Source organism: Salmonella sp. 2020_1395, assembly GCF_043848115.1.
Classification (GTDB): domain Bacteria; phylum Pseudomonadota; class Gammaproteobacteria; order Enterobacterales; family Enterobacteriaceae; genus Salmonella; species Salmonella enterica.
This window is the reverse complement of the sequence record NZ_JBCMFH010000016.1, coordinates 80,822-95,230: the sequence shown is the minus strand read 5'-3', so window position 1 is coordinate 95,230 and position 14,409 is coordinate 80,822. Positions and strand designations below refer to the sequence as shown.

Below are 14,409 nucleotides of genomic sequence, written 5' to 3'. Positions count from 1 at the left end.
GGGGCTGGATGCGACCACCGAGAGCGAAATGCTGGAATTACTTGCCGATGTGATGCGCGAGAAAACCGTCCTGATGGTGACGCACCGTTTGCGCGGCCTGGCCCGTTTTGATCAAATCATCGTAATGGACGACGGGCGCATCATTGAGCAAGGCACTCATGCAGAATTGTTAGCCGGACAAGGGCGCTATTATCAGTTTAAACAACGTCTGTAAGCTATTATTGAACGATCCGACTTGCGTACTGGAGTTTCGCCGTCATGCGTCTGGTTCAGCTTTCCCGACATTCTATCGCCTTCCCTTCGCCGGAAGGCGCTTTACGCGAGCCTAACGGTTTACTGGCGCTGGGCGGCGATCTCAGCCCTGCCCGGTTGTTAATGGCCTACCAGCACGGGATTTTCCCGTGGTTTTCGCCGGGCGACCCGATTCTGTGGTGGTCGCCCGATCCGCGCGCCGTGCTGTGGCCTGAAAAGTTTCACCTCAGTCGCAGCATGAAGCGCTTTCACAACGCATCCCCTTACCGCGTGACGCTCAATTACGCTTTCGATCGGGTCATTGATGGATGCGCCAATCACCGTGACGAAGGCACCTGGATAACGCGTGGTATTGAGGAAGCCTATCGCCGATTACATGAATTGGGCCACGCGCACTCCATTGAAGTGTGGCGCGATCGGGAACTGGTCGGCGGGATGTATGGCGTCTCGCAGGGGGCGCTGTTTTGCGGCGAATCGATGTTTAGCCGCCAGGAGAATGCCTCTAAAACCGCACTGCTGGTTTTTTGCGCTGAATTTACCCGTCACGGCGGTAAACTTATTGATTGTCAGGTACTTAATAGTCATACCGCCTCGCTCGGCGCCATTGAAATTCCACGTCGTGACTACCTCGATCACCTCGCGGCCTTACGCCAACAGCCGCTGGCCTCCCGTTTTTGGGTGCCGCGGACATTATTTTTGCCCCGGAAGTGAATGTTTTCGGCACATTTTTTATTGGGGTGTTATAATTGCTGCCGCAGAATTGGTTTAGCTCATTATCCCGCAGCCCGTTGTCAGGTAACGCCCATCGTTTATTTCACCGTTCCCTTATATGTTGCGCTTATGTCGATACATCAGGCGGTAGTATCAGGGAAAAGGTGTATAACGCGGCGTTGTCGTGTGTCGCGGAATCATGTGCTAAACCTGGTTTGCTGTGTTTTAAACGCACAAATCTTTACTTATCAAAAGAAGTTCGGCATTATCTTGCCGGTTCAAATTATGGTAGTGATACCCCAGAGGATTAGATGGCCAAAGAAGACAATATTGAAATGCAAGGTACCGTTCTCGAAACGTTACCTAATACCATGTTCCGCGTAGAGTTAGAAAACGGTCACGTGGTTACTGCACACATCTCCGGTAAAATGCGTAAGAACTACATCCGCATCCTGACGGGCGACAAAGTGACCGTTGAGCTGACCCCGTACGACCTGAGCAAAGGCCGCATTGTCTTCCGTAGTCGCTAATTGTCTCCTCACGCCCTGAAGGGCGGCTGGATAAAAGGTCGGTTTAACCGGCCTTTTTTGCGTCCATTAAGTCGATGAATGACGAGCAGGTTACTCTTCCACCATCCGCGCATACTCTTCCGTCAAAAAATCGACCAACGCGCGTACGGAAGGTAATAATCCTCGCCGGGATGGGAACACAGCATGAATAACCTCCCGCCGGGGCTCCCACTCTTCCAGCACCGCGACCAGTTCACCGGCGGCCAGTTGTTCTTTCACCATTAAGACAGGTAACTGCACAAGCCCCACGCCCGCCATCGCCGCCTCGCGTAGCGCCAACATGTCGGTGGTAATCATACGCGGGGTAAAATGGACTTCCGCACGCGCGCCCTGCGGGCCGTAAAGTTCCCAGCGGTGGATATGCTTGCCGGATGCAAGACTTAGCCCTGGCCAATGGCTCAACTCCGCCGGCGCGGAAGGGATTCCCATCCGTGCGATAAGATCCGGGCTGGCAAACAGGCGATGCCCTCTGTCAGCCAGGACGCGCATCACCAGGTCGCTATCCTCAAACGGGCGCGGCCTGACGCGAATCGCCACATCCACCCCCTCCCCTACGACGTCCACCCGACGATTGGTTGCTTCAAGCTGTAGCGAAACATCAGGATAACGCGCCATAAATTTCGCCAGCATTGGGCCGATGTGTACATGCAGCAGCGTCACCGGGCAGGTCAGCTTCACGATACCGCGAGGCTCTACCTGCAATGCGGCAATGGCATCCTGCGCCGCCTGAGCTTCCACCAGCATCGCTTTACAGTGCTCATAGAATGTTTGCCCCACTTCGGTAACGTTAAACTGCCGGGTGGTTCGCTGAATCAATCGCACGCCCAGCCGTTCCTCCAGTTGCGCAATACGCCGGCTCAGTTTTGATTTTGGTTCATCAAGCGCACGCCCCGCCGCGGCAAACCCACCCTCTTCGACCACATGCACAAACCACGCAAAATCATTGAGATCCGTTTTTATCATTACATTGTCCTATTAATGGAACGGTATGAGCCATTTTAGCCACTACCGAACCTTTTGTCATGAATATAAGCTTATTCACATCAAGACAACGCCACTGAGGAGAACACCATGAAACAGATTACAGGCGTCTATACCGCACCTCGCCCGCACTGGGTTGGCGATGGATTTCCGGTTCGTTCACTCTTTTCTTATCAGTCACATGCGCAGCAGTTGAGTCCATTCCTGCTGCTGGATTATGCCGGGCCGCACACCTTTACGCCGGGTAATGAAAAACGCGGCGTTGGGGAGCATCCACACCGCGGTTTCGAGACCGTGACGATTGTTTATAGTGGCGAAGTCGAGCATCGGGACTCTACCGGTCGCGGCGGCGTTATCGGCCCGGGCGACGTTCAGTGGATGACCGCAGGCGCAGGCATTTTGCATGAAGAGTTCCATTCCGACGCGTTTACCCGTCGGGGCGGCGAACTGGAAATGGTGCAGTTGTGGGTTAACCTTCCAATGAAGGACAAAATGACCACCCCGGCTTATCAAAGCATTACCCACGATGTTATCCCGACCGTTACGTTGCCGGATGACGCCGGAGTCGTGCGGGTCATCGCAGGGCGTTATGAAGAGACAAAAGGCCCGGCGCACACTTTCTCGCCGCTCAATGTCTGGGATATGCGCCTGCAACGCAATCGCCAGCTTACATTGGCACAGCCGGAAGGATGGAGCACCGCGCTGGTGGTACTGAAAGGCAATATCACGGTGAACGGCACGACGCCGGTCAACGAAGCGCAACTGGTGGTATTGAGCCAGCAAGGGAAAACGCTGCACCTTGAGGCCAGCAGCGACGCCAGCGTATTGCTGTTATCAGGCGAGCCGCTGAATGAACCGATTGTGGGTTACGGCCCATTTGTTATGAACACGAAACAAGAGATCGCAGAAGCAGTCCGCGATTTCAACTCCGGCCGTTTTGGCCAAATCTGAAAACATGAAGGAGAACACGATGTCAAGTCCTGCTAATTTTAATGGTTTGCGCCCGGTAATTGATGTTAACGATTCCGTGATGCTTTTAATTGATCATCAAAGCGGTCTTTTCCAGACCGTAGGCGATATGCCAATGCCGGAATTACGCGCTCGCGCCGCGGCGTTGGCGAAGATGGCGACGTTAGCGAAAATGCCGGTCATTACCACGGCATCCGTACCGCAAGGTCCGAACGGCCCGCTGATCCCGGAGATCCACGCTAATGCGCCACATGCGCAGTACATTGCGCGCAAAGGTGAAATTAACGCCTGGGATAACGAAGATTTCGTTAAGGCGGTAAAAGCGACGGGTCGTAAGACGCTGATCATTGCCGGGACGATTACCAGCGTGTGCATGGCATTCCCGGCCATTAGCGCGGTAGCGGAAGGCTATAAGGTATTTGCCGTGATTGACGCATCCGGCACCTACAGTAAGATGGCGCAGGAGATCACCCTGGCGCGTATCGTACAGGCTGGCGTCGTACCGATGGATACTGCCGCAGTCGCCTCTGAGCTGCAAGGCACCTGGAACCGTGAAGACGCCGCCGCGTGGGCCGACGTTTATACTCAGGTATTCCCGGCCTATCAACTGCTGATCGAAAGCTACAGCAAAGCGCAGGATGTGGTGAAAAACAACGAAATGTTGGATTCACAGCGCTAATTTGCCTCCCCGCGCCAGTTTGGGCGGGGATTATGTCTATTGCATGAGCAAACGACAGTGAATATGTAAATTCTGCTTGACCGTTTTAGCGCAACTCCCTATAGTAGCGCCCCGTTGCCCCCCAAGCGGTCAGGCAGCAATACAATATGGTGAGGTGTCCGAGTGGCTGAAGGAGCACGCCTGGAAAGTGTGTATACGGCAACGTATCGGGGGTTCGAATCCCCCCCTCACCGCCATATTTAAGCTGAGAGTCTGTACAGAAGTACGGGCTTTTTGCTTATATGTATCCCCCAAACCAAGGGGGGATGAGAACCACCGACCGGGGTTCGACAACTGGCGCAGCCAGTTGGACAGACCGGGTGCGCAGCGAACGGGCTGCCCCGAAGGGGCGAGCAAAGCGAGTCAATCCCCCCCTCACCGCCATATTTAAGCTGAGAGCCTGTACAGAAGTACGGGCTTTTTGCTTATATGTATCCCCCAAACCAAGGGGGGGATGAGAACCACCGACCGGGGTTCGACACAAAAACGCCGGGAGCGTTTTTGAACAGAGCTTGCTCTGGCCCCGAAGGGGCGAGGCCCAGGGATGGGCTGAGTAGCGGCGCAGCCAGTTGGACAGACCGGGCGCGCAGCGAACGGGCTGCCCGAAGGGCGAGCGCAGCGAGTCAATCCCCCCTCACCGCCATATTCAAGAAAGAGCTCGTACGAAAGTACGGGCTTTTGTATCTAAACTTATTGTTTTTACTGTGATTTTCCTGATGATAGGTTTGTTTTTGGACCTTTGGTTGCTACACCAAACTTACTATAGATTGTGTAAAACAGCCCCAGTCCCCTACCTGAAACGCTTTAGAAAAGTTTGCATAAGTATCTCTCGGTAGTAAAAAAGCACCGAGTTCCTCTGTCTGATGCTGCCGTTGCTTTATTAGAAGGCTTACCGCGTTTGAAAAATAACAATCATGTATTCCCTGCCCCTCGCGCTGAAACACTTTCTGATATGTCGTTATTGGCTGTATTGAAACGAATGGGATATACCAACTTAACGCAACATGGCTTCCGTTCTACTTTCCGTGAGTGGGCTGGTGAAGCAACGGACTATCAACGTGAGGTTATTGAACATGCGTTGGCGCACCAGTTGGCAGATAAGGCTGAAGCAGCGTATCAGCGTGGGACGTTATGGCCTAAACGGGTGGCACTGATGGATGATTGGACGGGGTATAGCACTGCCAACAGCTAAGCTACCTGTACGAAAGCATTATCGTTGATAACAACGTAGAAAGTGTGATGCTAATAGCATTCGCTTTCGAAAATGTGATAAGCAATAATTTCATACTGAACTATTTCTTGTGTAATTATTATCATAGTTTGCAAATTACATAAACCACTCAAGGAGAGGTTATGCCCGGACTGATAGGCTACTGGAAGCAACTTCCAACCAAAGATGAATATATTAAAAAACACAATATGAGTAAAATATCCTGCTACAGTTGTGGTCACGAGAAATTCAGCGATGTTGGTTTGATACAGGTATGGGATAATCACAGAAGAATTCTTTGTGCTAAGTGTAAGACTACTCTTTTCAGAGAAGAGGATTAGTTTTTTGGCATTGGTAAGGACAGCATCAGCTCCAGCATCGGGATAATCCTGAAGTGGAGCAGCTTTTTCACCGTACAGAGGCCAAACCGAAACGTGTTAATCGCCGGTTCGCCAGTGCCATAGAAACTGTAATTAAAATTGTGTAATTGCCTGTTTTTGATATGTTCACTCCAGTAAGGGAGACGGGCACATTATGGACGAAAAGAAACTCAAAGCACTGGCCGCTGAACTGGCTAAAGGCCTTAAAACCGAAGCCGACCTCAATCCGTTTTCCCGCATGCTGACGAAATTAACCGTCGAAACGGCGCTCAATGCGGAGCTGACTGCCCCCCCCGGGCATGAGAAAAATGCGCCCAAAACAGGCTCAAACACCCGCAATGGCAGCTCGTCAAAAACGGTGTTATGCGATGACGGTGAGATCGAACTGAACACGCCACGTGACCGTGAAAACACCTTCGAACCGCAGCTGCTTAAGAAGCACCAGACGCGCATTACGCAGATGGACAGTCAGATTTTATCCCTCTGCGCCAAAGGCATGACTACCCGCGAAATCGTCGCCACCTTCAAAGAGATGTACGACGCCGATGTGTCACCCACGCGGATATCTAAAGTCACCGACGCCGTAAAAGAGCAGGTCACTGAGTGGCAAAACCGGCAACTGGATGCGCTGTATCCCATTGTGTATATGGACTGTATGTAGTCAAAGTTCATCAGAATGGCAGTGTAATAAACAAAGCTGTTTTCCCTGCGCTGGGGATCAATACCGAAGGTCAGAAAGCGTTGCCGGCATGTGGCTGGCCGGAAATGAAGGCGAAAAGTTCTGGCTAAGCGTGCTGACGGAGCTGAAAAAGCGGGGTCTTCAGGACATCCTGATTGCCTGTGTGGACGGTCTGAAGGGCTTCCCGGATGCGATAAACGGCGTCTTCCCGCAAACCCATATCCAGCCAGGCATTATCCATATGGTGCGTAACAGCCTGAATACGTAGCCGGGAAAGACTACAAAGCCGTCACCAGCGGCCTGAAGACGCTCTATCAGGCCCCGACCGAAGATGCGGCACTGATGGCGATGGATGCGTTTCCCCCAGGGACGCCTATTTATGCTGTTGCTGATGGAGTGCTGGTGCGTAACCCTTATCCCTTTTACTCTGGTACTTCTGCTGTAGAAATCAGACATGGTGAATTAAGAAGGCGTTCCGATGTAACAGATCCTGCACCATATCTGAATGTATGGAAAAATAATCTTCCCAAACTTTGATCTTCAAGGAGTTGATGAAATGCTTAAGAATATCGGTTTTATTTCGGCTCTGGCGTTATATGGTGTTGTTGGTTGTGTTACAGCCGAACCTGGCAACATTCCGTTAGATGGCCTTAACACTATTAGTTTCAACGTTGGTGAAATTGCTGATGGAGAGATTGCTGATTTGAGACACTCCACTTGCACTCTTCGTCTGGTCAATAATAAGAAGGAGGATTCCTATAACTATATTGAAGGGGCAATTTGCCCTGTTAGTGGAGAAGAGTGTACATACTCTGCCATCATGAAGCTGAATGGGAATATAACAATATTGAAACAGATATCATCAGATGAAAATAACTCAGTCTATAAAAATAATGATTTATCTCTTTCCATAACACAGACTCCGATGACAGAGGCAAATGATGATGAGGGAAGCGACGTTAAAGCTACTATTGTCCTCAAAACAAAACACGGTGAAAAGATATTTAATATGACTGGATACTGTGGGGTTTAAAAAATGAGTATTCTATTACGAGAACGTAACGTTCAGAATAAATATTATTTTTGTAATGCATAAATTCATCCAGGAAGTAGATTGATGACAAAACCACAGGCCAGGCATCATCGAAAAAGGTGGACGTCCGAAGAACTAGAATTCGTGAAAACCTACTCTCGCCACTGGCATGAGCGGGAACGTCAGGTTCTGGTACAGTATTATCCTGTGGAAGGTATGGCTGTAGCAGACCGCTTACCCGGCAGAACAAGAGCATCCATGAGACAAGCGGCATACTCAATGGGCCTAAAATTTCCAGCATGGCTTCCGCACATTCGTGGAACGTCTTCTGTCGGCGGGCTTTTTTTTCGCATTACCCCCCGTCGATTACCGGATGATGACGCAATTTACAAGCGCCTTGTCCGCCTACCGCGAGCACAACGCCATCAGGCTAACTATTAGCCGGCATAAAAAAACCGGGCGCTAAGGCCCGGTTTGTACGGCAGTGAAACGAAGATTAATGCGCGGCTTCCGGCTTGTGCTTTTGCGCACTCTGGAAGCCATACGTCAACGCATTTTTCTCTTTATCCAGCGCGACGGTGACCTGTCCGCCGTCAACCAGCGATCCAAACAGCAACTCATTGGCCAGCGGTTTTTTCAGGTTGTCCTGAATCACACGCGCCATTGGTCGTGCGCCCATCGCCCGGTCATAGCCCTTTTCCGCCAGCCAGTCGCGCGCTTCCTGACTGACTTCCAGGGAGACGCCTTTCTGATCCAACTGAGCCTGCAACTCGACGATAAACTTATCGACAACCTGATGAATCACCTCGCCAGACAGATGATCGAACCAAATGATGTTGTCGAGACGGTTACGGAACTCCGGCGTAAACACTTTCTTGATCTCGCCCATCGCATCGGTACTGTTGTCCTGATGAATAAGACCAATAGATTTACGTTCGGTTTCTCGCACGCCGGCGTTGGTGGTCATCACCAGCACCACATTGCGGAAATCCGCCTTACGGCCGTTGTTATCGGTCAGCGTACCGTTATCCATCACCTGCAGCAGCAGGTTAAAGACATCCGGGTGCGCTTTTTCGATCTCATCCAGCAACAGCACCGCATGAGGATGCTTAATCACCGCATCCGTCAGCAGCCCGCCCTGGTCGAAACCGACGTATCCCGGAGGCGCGCCGATCAAACGGCTCACCGTATGGCGCTCCATATATTCGGACATATCGAAGCGCAACAGCTCAATACCCAGCGCTTTTGAAAGCTGTACCGTAACTTCAGTTTTCCCTACGCCAGTTGGCCCGGCGAACAAGAATGAGCCGACAGGTTTATGCTCATGGCCCAGACCCGCACGACTCATCTTAATAGCTTCGGTCAGCGCCTCAATCGCGTTATCCTGGCCGAAGACCAGCATTTTCAGACGATCGCCCAGGTTCTTCAGCGTATCGCGATCGCTCTGCGAGACGCTCTTTTCAGGAATTCGCGCAATTCGCGCCACTACGGACTCAATATCCGCCACGTTGACCGTTTTCTTACGTTTGCTCACCGGCATCAGACGCGCCCGAGCGCCCGCTTCGTCAATCACGTCAATGGCTTTATCCGGCAGATGGCGGTCATTGATATATTTTACCGCCAGCTCGACCGCCGCACGCACCGCTTTCGCGGTATAACGCACGTCGTGGTGCGCTTCGTACTTAGGTTTCAAGCCGTTGATAATTTGCACCGTCTCTTCCACCGAAGGCTCGGTAATATCAATTTTCTGGAAACGGCGCGCTAATGCGCGGTCTTTCTCAAAAATATTGCTGAATTCCTGATAGGTCGTTGAGCCGATCACCCGGATCTTGCCGCTGGAAAGCAGCGGTTTAATCAGATTTGCCGCATCCACCTGTCCGCCCGACGCCGCGCCAGCGCCGATAATGGTATGGATTTCATCGATAAACAGGATGCTGTTGGTATCCTGCTCAAGCTGTTTCAGCAACGCCTTAAACCGTTTTTCAAAATCGCCGCGGTATTTGGTGCCCGCCAGCAGCGAACCGATATCCAGCGAGTAAATGGTGCAATCGGCCATCACTTCCGGCACATCGCCCTGCACGATACGCCAGGCCAGCCCTTCGGCAATCGCCGTTTTGCCGACGCCGGATTCCCCTACCAGCAACGGGTTATTTTTACGGCGACGACACAAGACCTGGATCGCGCGCTCCAGTTCTTTTTCACGACCAATCAGCGGATCGATGCCGCCCACGCGAGCAAGTTGGTTAAGATTCGTCGTGAAGTTTTCCATACGTTCCTCCCCGCCAGCTTGTTCGTCGCCAGTTGGCTGATTGCCGAAATCGGAAGATTGGCTCGGTTCGTCTTTTCGCGTCCCGTGAGAAATAAAGTTCACGATATCCAGACGGCTCACTTCATGCTTGCGCAGCAGATAAGCCGCCTGTGATTCCTGTTCGCTAAAGATAGCCACCAGCACATTCGCGCCAGTCACTTCACTACGCCCGGAAGACTGAACGTGGAAGACGGCACGTTGCAGGACACGCTGGAAACTTAACGTCGGCTGCGTATCACGCTCTTCTTCACTGGCAGGCAGTACGGGTGTGGTTTGTTCAATGAAGGCTTCGAGTTCCTGACGGAGCGCCACCAGATCCACGGAGCATGCTTCCAGCGCTTCGCGAGCCGATGGGTTGCTGAGCAGCGCCAGCAACAGATGCTCGACGGTCATAAACTCATGACGGTGCTCGCGCGCTCTGGCGAAAGCCATGTTTAAACTGAGTTCCAGTTCTTGATTGAGCATAGGCACCTCCCCCAATTTTTATACCTGCATTCAGGCTTTTTCCAGCGTACACAGCAACGGATGCTCGTTCTCCCTTGCATACTTGTTCACCATCGCCACTTTGGTTTCCGCCACCTCGGCGGTAAACACGCCGCAGATAGCTTTGCCTTGATAGTGAACCGCAAGCATCAATTGCGTTGCACGTTCTACATCATAAGAAAAGAATTTTTGTAACACGTCAATAACAAACTCCATCGGAGTGTAGTCATCATTGACTAATATCACTTTATACATAGATGGCGGTTTTAGCGCGTCGCGCACGCTATCTTCCACCAACTGGTCAAAATCCAGCCAATCGTTCGTCTTACCCATTGTCAGTCGTCATTATCGGTTACGGTTGTCGGCAGGAAAATCTGCCGCTGACCAGAGTCTATGCACACAATCAATCTACCTCAATTGATAGATAACTAACATCTATCAGTACCATCCGCGACATCTGTCACATTCCCGGCAATAGCGTTAACTGCTTCAAATTTTTGATTCATTTTTACCCGATCCCCCCTGCCTGATGCTTGACGCCTCGCCTGATTTCTCTAAATTGTAATGTCGAGAGTTGGTGAGGTTTTGAACAGCCCCCACTCCGTCACCGGTTCATTCCATCTTACTTATATAAGATTTACGAAGGATGTCGAAGCATGGAAACGGGTACTGTAAAGTGGTTCAACAATGCCAAAGGGTTTGGTTTCATCTGCCCTGAAGGCGGCGGCGAGGATATTTTCGCCCATTATTCCACCATTCAAATGGATGGTTACAGAACGCTTAAAGCCGGACAGTCTGTCCGGTTTGATGTCCACCAGGGGCCAAAAGGCAATCACGCCAGCGTCATCGTGCCCATCGAAGCAGAGGCCGTTGCATAGCTCCTCTGTCTCATTGTGTACATCCAGGAGGCAAAATGCCAGCCCGATCGGCTGGCATTTTTATTTAACGCCAGTGCCTGGTGGCGACACTGTTGCATCTTATCAGGCCGACAAATGACGTCAGCAAGATTACTCCCTTGCCAGCGCATCCACCGGGTCCAGTCGCGCCGCGTTTCTCGCCGGTAGCCAGCCAAACAGTATCCCGGTAAACGTCGAACATAAAAACGCGCTCGCCAGCGCAGTCAGTGAAAAACCGATCTCCCAGCCGGGCAGGAAAAGCTGTAGCATAAATGCGATGAACATCGACAAGCTAATCCCCAGCGCTCCACCAACCAGGCAAACCAGCACCGCTTCAATAAGAAACTGCTGTAGCACATCGCTGGCGCGCGCGCCTACCGCCATACGGATGCCGATTTCACGCGTTCGCTCGGTGACGGAAACCAGCATAATATTCATAACGCCGATGCCGCCGACAACCAGCGAAATGACAGCCACCAGCGTCAGAAATAACTGAAGAGTATAGGTGGTTTTTTCAGCCGTTTTCAGGACGCTGTCCATATTCCAGGTGAAGAAGTCTTTTTTACCGTGGCGTAAGGTGAGCAGGCGAGTAAGCTGCTGTTCAGCCTGATCGCTATCAACGCCATCTTTCACACGAACGGTGATCGAGTTAAGCCATGACTGACCCATTATGCGATCTGACATCGTGCTATAGGGCAACCAAATTTGCAACAGATTGCTATTGCCGTACATGGACGGTTTCTCTTCCGCCACGCCAATAACAATAACCGGCATATTACCCACCAGCACCACTTCCCCTACGACATTCGCTTTATTTGGAAATAGCTGGCGTCGCGTGTTGGCATCCAGCACCACCACCTGCGCGCGATCCTGTTGCTGTACAGCATTGAAGGTGTTCCCCTCCCTAAAGGACATGCCGTAAACGTTAAAATAATCGCCACTGACGCCATTAGCATTTACGGCAATATCAATATTGCCATAGCGAAGACGTAAGCTCTTTGAAACGCTGGGCGTCGCAGAGTTAACCCACGGCTGTTTCTGAATAGCGACCAGATCGTCATATTTCAGCGCCTGTCGATACTGCGGGTTGTCGTCGCCGAAATCTTTGCCTGGATGAATATCAATCGTATTAGTGCCCATAGCGCGGATATCCGCCAGTACCATCTGTTTTGCGGCGTCGCCGACCACCACAATCGACACCACCGACGCAATACCGATAATAATTCCCAGCATGGTCAGTAAAGTACGCATTTTGTTAGCGGCCATCGCTAACCACGCCATTGACAGCGCTTCGCGAAAGCTGCTGGCAAATTGCCGCCAGCCGGGAGCCGTATTAACTACGGCAGCGTCAACGCCCTGTTCGCGTTTCTTTTCCTGCGCGGGCGGATTATGGACAATCTTGCCATCGTGAATTTCAATAATCCGCTCCGCCTGGGCGGCAATCAGCGGATCGTGCGTCACAATGATCACCGTATGTCCGCGATCGCGCAGTTGGCGCAAAATCGCCATCACCTCTTCGCCGGAATGGCTATCCAGCGCGCCGGTTGGCTCATCCGCCAGAATCACCTGTCCGCCGTTCATCAGAGCGCGGGCAATACTGACACGCTGCTGCTGTCCGCCAGAAAGCTGTGAAGGTGGGTAATCGACGCGATCGCTTAATCCCAGCCGCAAAAGCAACTCTCTGGCGCGCGCCTGGCGTTTTTTGCGTTCAATGCCGGCATAGACGGCGGGGATTTCAACATTTTGCGCTGCCGTTAAATGCGACAACAGATGGTAGCGCTGAAAGATAAAGCCAAAATGCTCACACCGCAGCTGCGCCAGCGCGTCCGGGTCCAGCGTCGAGACGTCCCGCCCCGCCACCCGATAAGTGCCGCTGGTCGGTTTATCCAGGCACCCGAGGATATTCATCAGCGTTGATTTTCCAGAACCGGAAACGCCGACGATCGCCACCATCTCCCCGGCGTGGATTTGCAGGGAGATATCTTTCAACACCGCCACCTGCTCTTCTCCGGAGGGGTAGCTGCGACTCACATTGCGCAGTTCAAGCAATGCCGTCATGGCGTCGCTCCTGGCCTGCTCTCGCCGATGATCACCTCATCGCCCGCTTCCAGACCTTTAACCACTTCCACGTCTGTATCGTTACGCTCGCCAATGATCACTTCGCGCTCACGTTTTTCGCCGTTACGCAACAGCGCCACTTTATAACGATTGCCGCCCACCGGTTCGCCAAGCGCGGCGAGAGGAATAATCAACACATTTTTGACATCCATGAGTTGAATATAAACCTGTGCGGTCATATCAAGACGCAAGATTCTTTTGGGATTCGGCACTTCAAACCGGGCGTAATAAAAAATAGCGTCGTTGATCTTTTCCGGCGTCGGCAGAATATCTTTTAAAACGCCTTCATAGCGCGTTTGCGGATCGCCTGCAATGGTGAACCATGCTTTCTGCCCCGCCCGAAGATGGATCACGTCCGCTTCCGAGACCTGCGCTTTTACCAGCATGGTGCTCATATCCGCCAGCGTCAGAATATTGGGCGCCTGCTGAGCTGCAATCACCGTTTGTCCTTGCAGGGTAGTGATTTGCGTCACTTCCCCCGCCATGGGGGCAACAATACGGGTATATTCCAGGTTGGTTTTCGCGGTGTCCAACGAGGCCCGATTACGTTTGATCTGGGCATCTATGGTGCCAATACGCGCCTGTTTAACCGCCATCTCCGTCGCCGCGGTATCCAGATCCTGTTGCGATACCGCCTGAGTCTTAGCTAACTGCTGCTGGCGCGCCAGCGTAACCCGCGCCAGCTTTAACTCAGCGGCTGCCTGCTGACGCTCTGCGTTCAGCTCCATCAGGGTGGCCTCGACCTCTTTTATCTGGTTCTCCGCCTGATCCGGATCAATCACGCCGAGTAGCTGATCTTTTTTAACGTTATCGCCAATGGAGACCAGCAGCGTTTTCAACTGGCCGCTCACCTGCGCGCCGACATCCACTTTACGCAACGCGTCCAGTTTTCCAGTCGCCAGTACACTCTGTTCAAGATCGCCTGGCCGCACGATTAATGTCTGATAAGTTGGCAGCGGGGCATTTATCATTCGCCAGCCAGCCATCCCCCCCACTAAAAGAATTAAAATAATGACCAGATAACGCTTTTTAAATTTCTTTCCCTTAGCACGCATAGAAACCCTGACGGCAAAATTTCAACCAGAAAGTAAACCGTATCTAA

15 protein-coding genes, 1 tRNA gene and 3 pseudogenes are annotated in these 14,409 nt (G+C 52.0%); 13 read left to right on the top strand and 6 right to left on the bottom strand.

What is annotated here, in order from left to right; genetic code table 11:
• From ACH0WD_RS20505 to infA, 4 genes and pseudogenes are all read left to right on the top strand, one after another.
• Positions 1 to 214, top strand: a pseudogene (locus ACH0WD_RS20505) (cysteine/glutathione ABC transporter ATP-binding protein/permease CydC); the annotation flags it as partial.
• A 44-nt stretch (positions 215 to 258) separates the two neighbouring features.
• Positions 259 to 963 (top strand): leucyl/phenylalanyl-tRNA--protein transferase, encoded by a 705-nt coding sequence (aat, locus tag ACH0WD_RS20500; RefSeq protein WP_001241650.1) that lies wholly within the window; start codon positions 259 to 261, stop codon positions 961 to 963.
• The gene (locus tag ACH0WD_RS20495; RefSeq protein WP_001539595.1) at positions 964 to 1,347 is read left to right on the top strand and encodes a membrane protein; all 384 of its coding nucleotides are present in this window, start codon (positions 964 to 966) and stop codon (positions 1,345 to 1,347) included.
• Complete coding sequence (gene infA / locus ACH0WD_RS20490) at positions 1,275 to 1,493, top strand: translation initiation factor IF-1 (RefSeq protein ID WP_001040187.1); 219 nt, start codon at positions 1,275 to 1,277, stop codon at positions 1,491 to 1,493. The genes ACH0WD_RS20495 and infA overlap by 73 nt, the downstream gene beginning before the upstream one ends.
• Positions 1,494 to 1,583: 90 nt before the next feature.
• Here infA and ACH0WD_RS20485 read toward each other — a convergent pair whose 3' ends face one another.
• Positions 1,584 to 2,495, bottom strand: coding sequence for a LysR family transcriptional regulator (locus tag ACH0WD_RS20485; protein WP_000597928.1), 912 nt, complete (start codon positions 2,493 to 2,495; stop codon positions 1,584 to 1,586).
• A 108-nt stretch (positions 2,496 to 2,603) separates the two neighbouring features.
• Between ACH0WD_RS20485 and ACH0WD_RS20480 the strand changes: the two genes are divergently transcribed.
• From ACH0WD_RS20480 to ACH0WD_RS20445, 8 genes and pseudogenes are all read left to right on the top strand, one after another.
• Positions 2,604 to 3,464: a pirin family protein gene (locus tag ACH0WD_RS20480; protein ID WP_000809966.1), complete on the top strand. Its 861-nt coding sequence runs from the start codon at positions 2,604 to 2,606 to the stop codon at positions 3,462 to 3,464.
• 19 nt (positions 3,465 to 3,483) lie between these two features.
• The gene (locus tag ACH0WD_RS20475) at positions 3,484 to 4,161 is read left to right on the top strand and encodes a hydrolase (protein ID WP_000097893.1); all 678 of its coding nucleotides are present in this window, start codon (positions 3,484 to 3,486) and stop codon (positions 4,159 to 4,161) included.
• Between the two features lie 148 nt (positions 4,162 to 4,309).
• Positions 4,310 to 4,397, top strand: a tRNA-Ser gene (locus ACH0WD_RS20470).
• Positions 4,398 to 5,038: 641 nt separating this feature from the next.
• Positions 5,039 to 5,392, top strand: a pseudogene (locus tag ACH0WD_RS20465) (tyrosine-type recombinase/integrase); the annotation flags it as partial.
• A 161-nt stretch (positions 5,393 to 5,553) separates the two neighbouring features.
• A complete protein-coding gene (locus ACH0WD_RS20460; RefSeq protein ID WP_001117984.1) occupies positions 5,554 to 5,751 on the top strand; it encodes a hypothetical protein in 198 nt (65 codons plus the stop codon).
• 193 nt (positions 5,752 to 5,944) lie between these two features.
• Positions 5,945 to 6,829 (top strand): annotated as a pseudogene (locus ACH0WD_RS20455) (IS256 family transposase); the annotation flags it as partial.
• Positions 6,812 to 7,006: a hypothetical protein gene (locus tag ACH0WD_RS20450; RefSeq protein ID WP_071990498.1), complete on the top strand. Its 195-nt coding sequence runs from the start codon at positions 6,812 to 6,814 to the stop codon at positions 7,004 to 7,006. The pseudogene ACH0WD_RS20455 and the gene ACH0WD_RS20450, both read left to right, overlap by 18 nt.
• A 19-nt stretch (positions 7,007 to 7,025) precedes the next feature.
• Positions 7,026 to 7,502: a hypothetical protein gene (locus tag ACH0WD_RS20445; protein WP_001747668.1), complete on the top strand. Its 477-nt coding sequence runs from the start codon at positions 7,026 to 7,028 to the stop codon at positions 7,500 to 7,502.
• Positions 7,503 to 7,998: 496 nt separating this feature from the next.
• Here the strand turns inward: ACH0WD_RS20445 and clpA are convergent, their stop codons facing one another.
• The 3 genes from clpA to ACH0WD_RS20430 form a co-directional block, all read right to left on the bottom strand.
• The gene (gene clpA, locus ACH0WD_RS20440; RefSeq protein WP_000934057.1) at positions 7,999 to 10,275 is read right to left on the bottom strand and encodes an ATP-dependent Clp protease ATP-binding subunit ClpA; all 2,277 of its coding nucleotides are present in this window, start codon (positions 10,273 to 10,275) and stop codon (positions 7,999 to 8,001) included.
• A gap of 30 nt (positions 10,276 to 10,305) precedes the next feature.
• Positions 10,306 to 10,626, bottom strand: coding sequence for an ATP-dependent Clp protease adapter ClpS (gene clpS / locus ACH0WD_RS20435; RefSeq protein WP_000520789.1), 321 nt, complete (start codon positions 10,624 to 10,626; stop codon positions 10,306 to 10,308).
• A gap of 95 nt (positions 10,627 to 10,721) precedes the next feature.
• Positions 10,722 to 10,799: a hypothetical protein gene (locus tag ACH0WD_RS20430; protein WP_212742690.1), complete on the bottom strand. Its 78-nt coding sequence runs from the start codon at positions 10,797 to 10,799 to the stop codon at positions 10,722 to 10,724.
• 150 nt (positions 10,800 to 10,949) lie between these two features.
• On the opposite strand from ACH0WD_RS20430, the gene cspD reads away from it, so the two are divergent.
• Positions 10,950 to 11,171: a cold shock-like protein CspD gene (cspD, locus tag ACH0WD_RS20425; RefSeq protein WP_000447499.1), complete on the top strand. Its 222-nt coding sequence runs from the start codon at positions 10,950 to 10,952 to the stop codon at positions 11,169 to 11,171.
• A 129-nt stretch (positions 11,172 to 11,300) separates the two neighbouring features.
• Here the strand turns inward: cspD and macB are convergent, their stop codons facing one another.
• Both macB and macA read right to left on the bottom strand, forming a co-directional pair.
• The gene (gene macB / locus ACH0WD_RS20420; RefSeq protein ID WP_000125885.1) at positions 11,301 to 13,247 is read right to left on the bottom strand and encodes a macrolide ABC transporter ATP-binding protein/permease MacB; all 1,947 of its coding nucleotides are present in this window, start codon (positions 13,245 to 13,247) and stop codon (positions 11,301 to 11,303) included.
• Positions 13,244 to 14,362 carry a macrolide transporter subunit MacA gene (gene macA / locus ACH0WD_RS20415; protein ID WP_001201750.1) on the bottom strand — a complete coding sequence of 373 codons (1,119 nt, stop codon included), beginning with the start codon at positions 14,360 to 14,362 and terminating at the stop codon, positions 13,244 to 13,246. Before macA ends, macB begins: the two co-directional genes overlap by 4 nt.
• Positions 14,363 to 14,409: the final 47 nt, after the last annotated feature.

Excerpts from the sequence above, each read along its gene's own strand:
- aat (WP_001241650.1), top strand. The coding sequence starts at position 259 with ATGCGTCTGGTTCAGCTTTCCCGACATTCTATCGCCTTCCCTTCGCCG.
- ACH0WD_RS20495 (WP_001539595.1), top strand. The coding sequence starts at position 964 with ATGTTTTCGGCACATTTTTTATTGGGGTGTTATAATTGCTGCCGCAGA.
- infA (WP_001040187.1), top strand. The coding sequence starts at position 1,275 with ATGGCCAAAGAAGACAATATTGAAATGCAAGGTACCGTTCTCGAAACG.
- ACH0WD_RS20485 (WP_000597928.1), bottom strand. The coding sequence starts at position 2,495 with ATGATAAAAACGGATCTCAATGATTTTGCGTGGTTTGTGCATGTGGTC.
- ACH0WD_RS20480 (WP_000809966.1), top strand. The coding sequence starts at position 2,604 with ATGAAACAGATTACAGGCGTCTATACCGCACCTCGCCCGCACTGGGTT.
- ACH0WD_RS20475 (WP_000097893.1), top strand. The coding sequence starts at position 3,484 with ATGTCAAGTCCTGCTAATTTTAATGGTTTGCGCCCGGTAATTGATGTT.
- ACH0WD_RS20460 (WP_001117984.1), top strand. The coding sequence starts at position 5,554 with ATGCCCGGACTGATAGGCTACTGGAAGCAACTTCCAACCAAAGATGAA.
- ACH0WD_RS20450 (WP_071990498.1), top strand. The coding sequence starts at position 6,812 with ATGGCGATGGATGCGTTTCCCCCAGGGACGCCTATTTATGCTGTTGCT.
- ACH0WD_RS20445 (WP_001747668.1), top strand. The coding sequence starts at position 7,026 with ATGCTTAAGAATATCGGTTTTATTTCGGCTCTGGCGTTATATGGTGTT.
- clpA (WP_000934057.1), bottom strand. The coding sequence starts at position 10,275 with ATGCTCAATCAAGAACTGGAACTCAGTTTAAACATGGCTTTCGCCAGA.
- clpS (WP_000520789.1), bottom strand. The coding sequence starts at position 10,626 with ATGGGTAAGACGAACGATTGGCTGGATTTTGACCAGTTGGTGGAAGAT.
- ACH0WD_RS20430 (WP_212742690.1), bottom strand. The coding sequence starts at position 10,799 with ATGAATCAAAAATTTGAAGCAGTTAACGCTATTGCCGGGAATGTGACA.
- cspD (WP_000447499.1), top strand. The coding sequence starts at position 10,950 with ATGGAAACGGGTACTGTAAAGTGGTTCAACAATGCCAAAGGGTTTGGT.
- macB (WP_000125885.1), bottom strand. The coding sequence starts at position 13,247 with ATGACGGCATTGCTTGAACTGCGCAATGTGAGTCGCAGCTACCCCTCC.
- macA (WP_001201750.1), bottom strand. The coding sequence starts at position 14,362 with ATGCGTGCTAAGGGAAAGAAATTTAAAAAGCGTTATCTGGTCATTATT.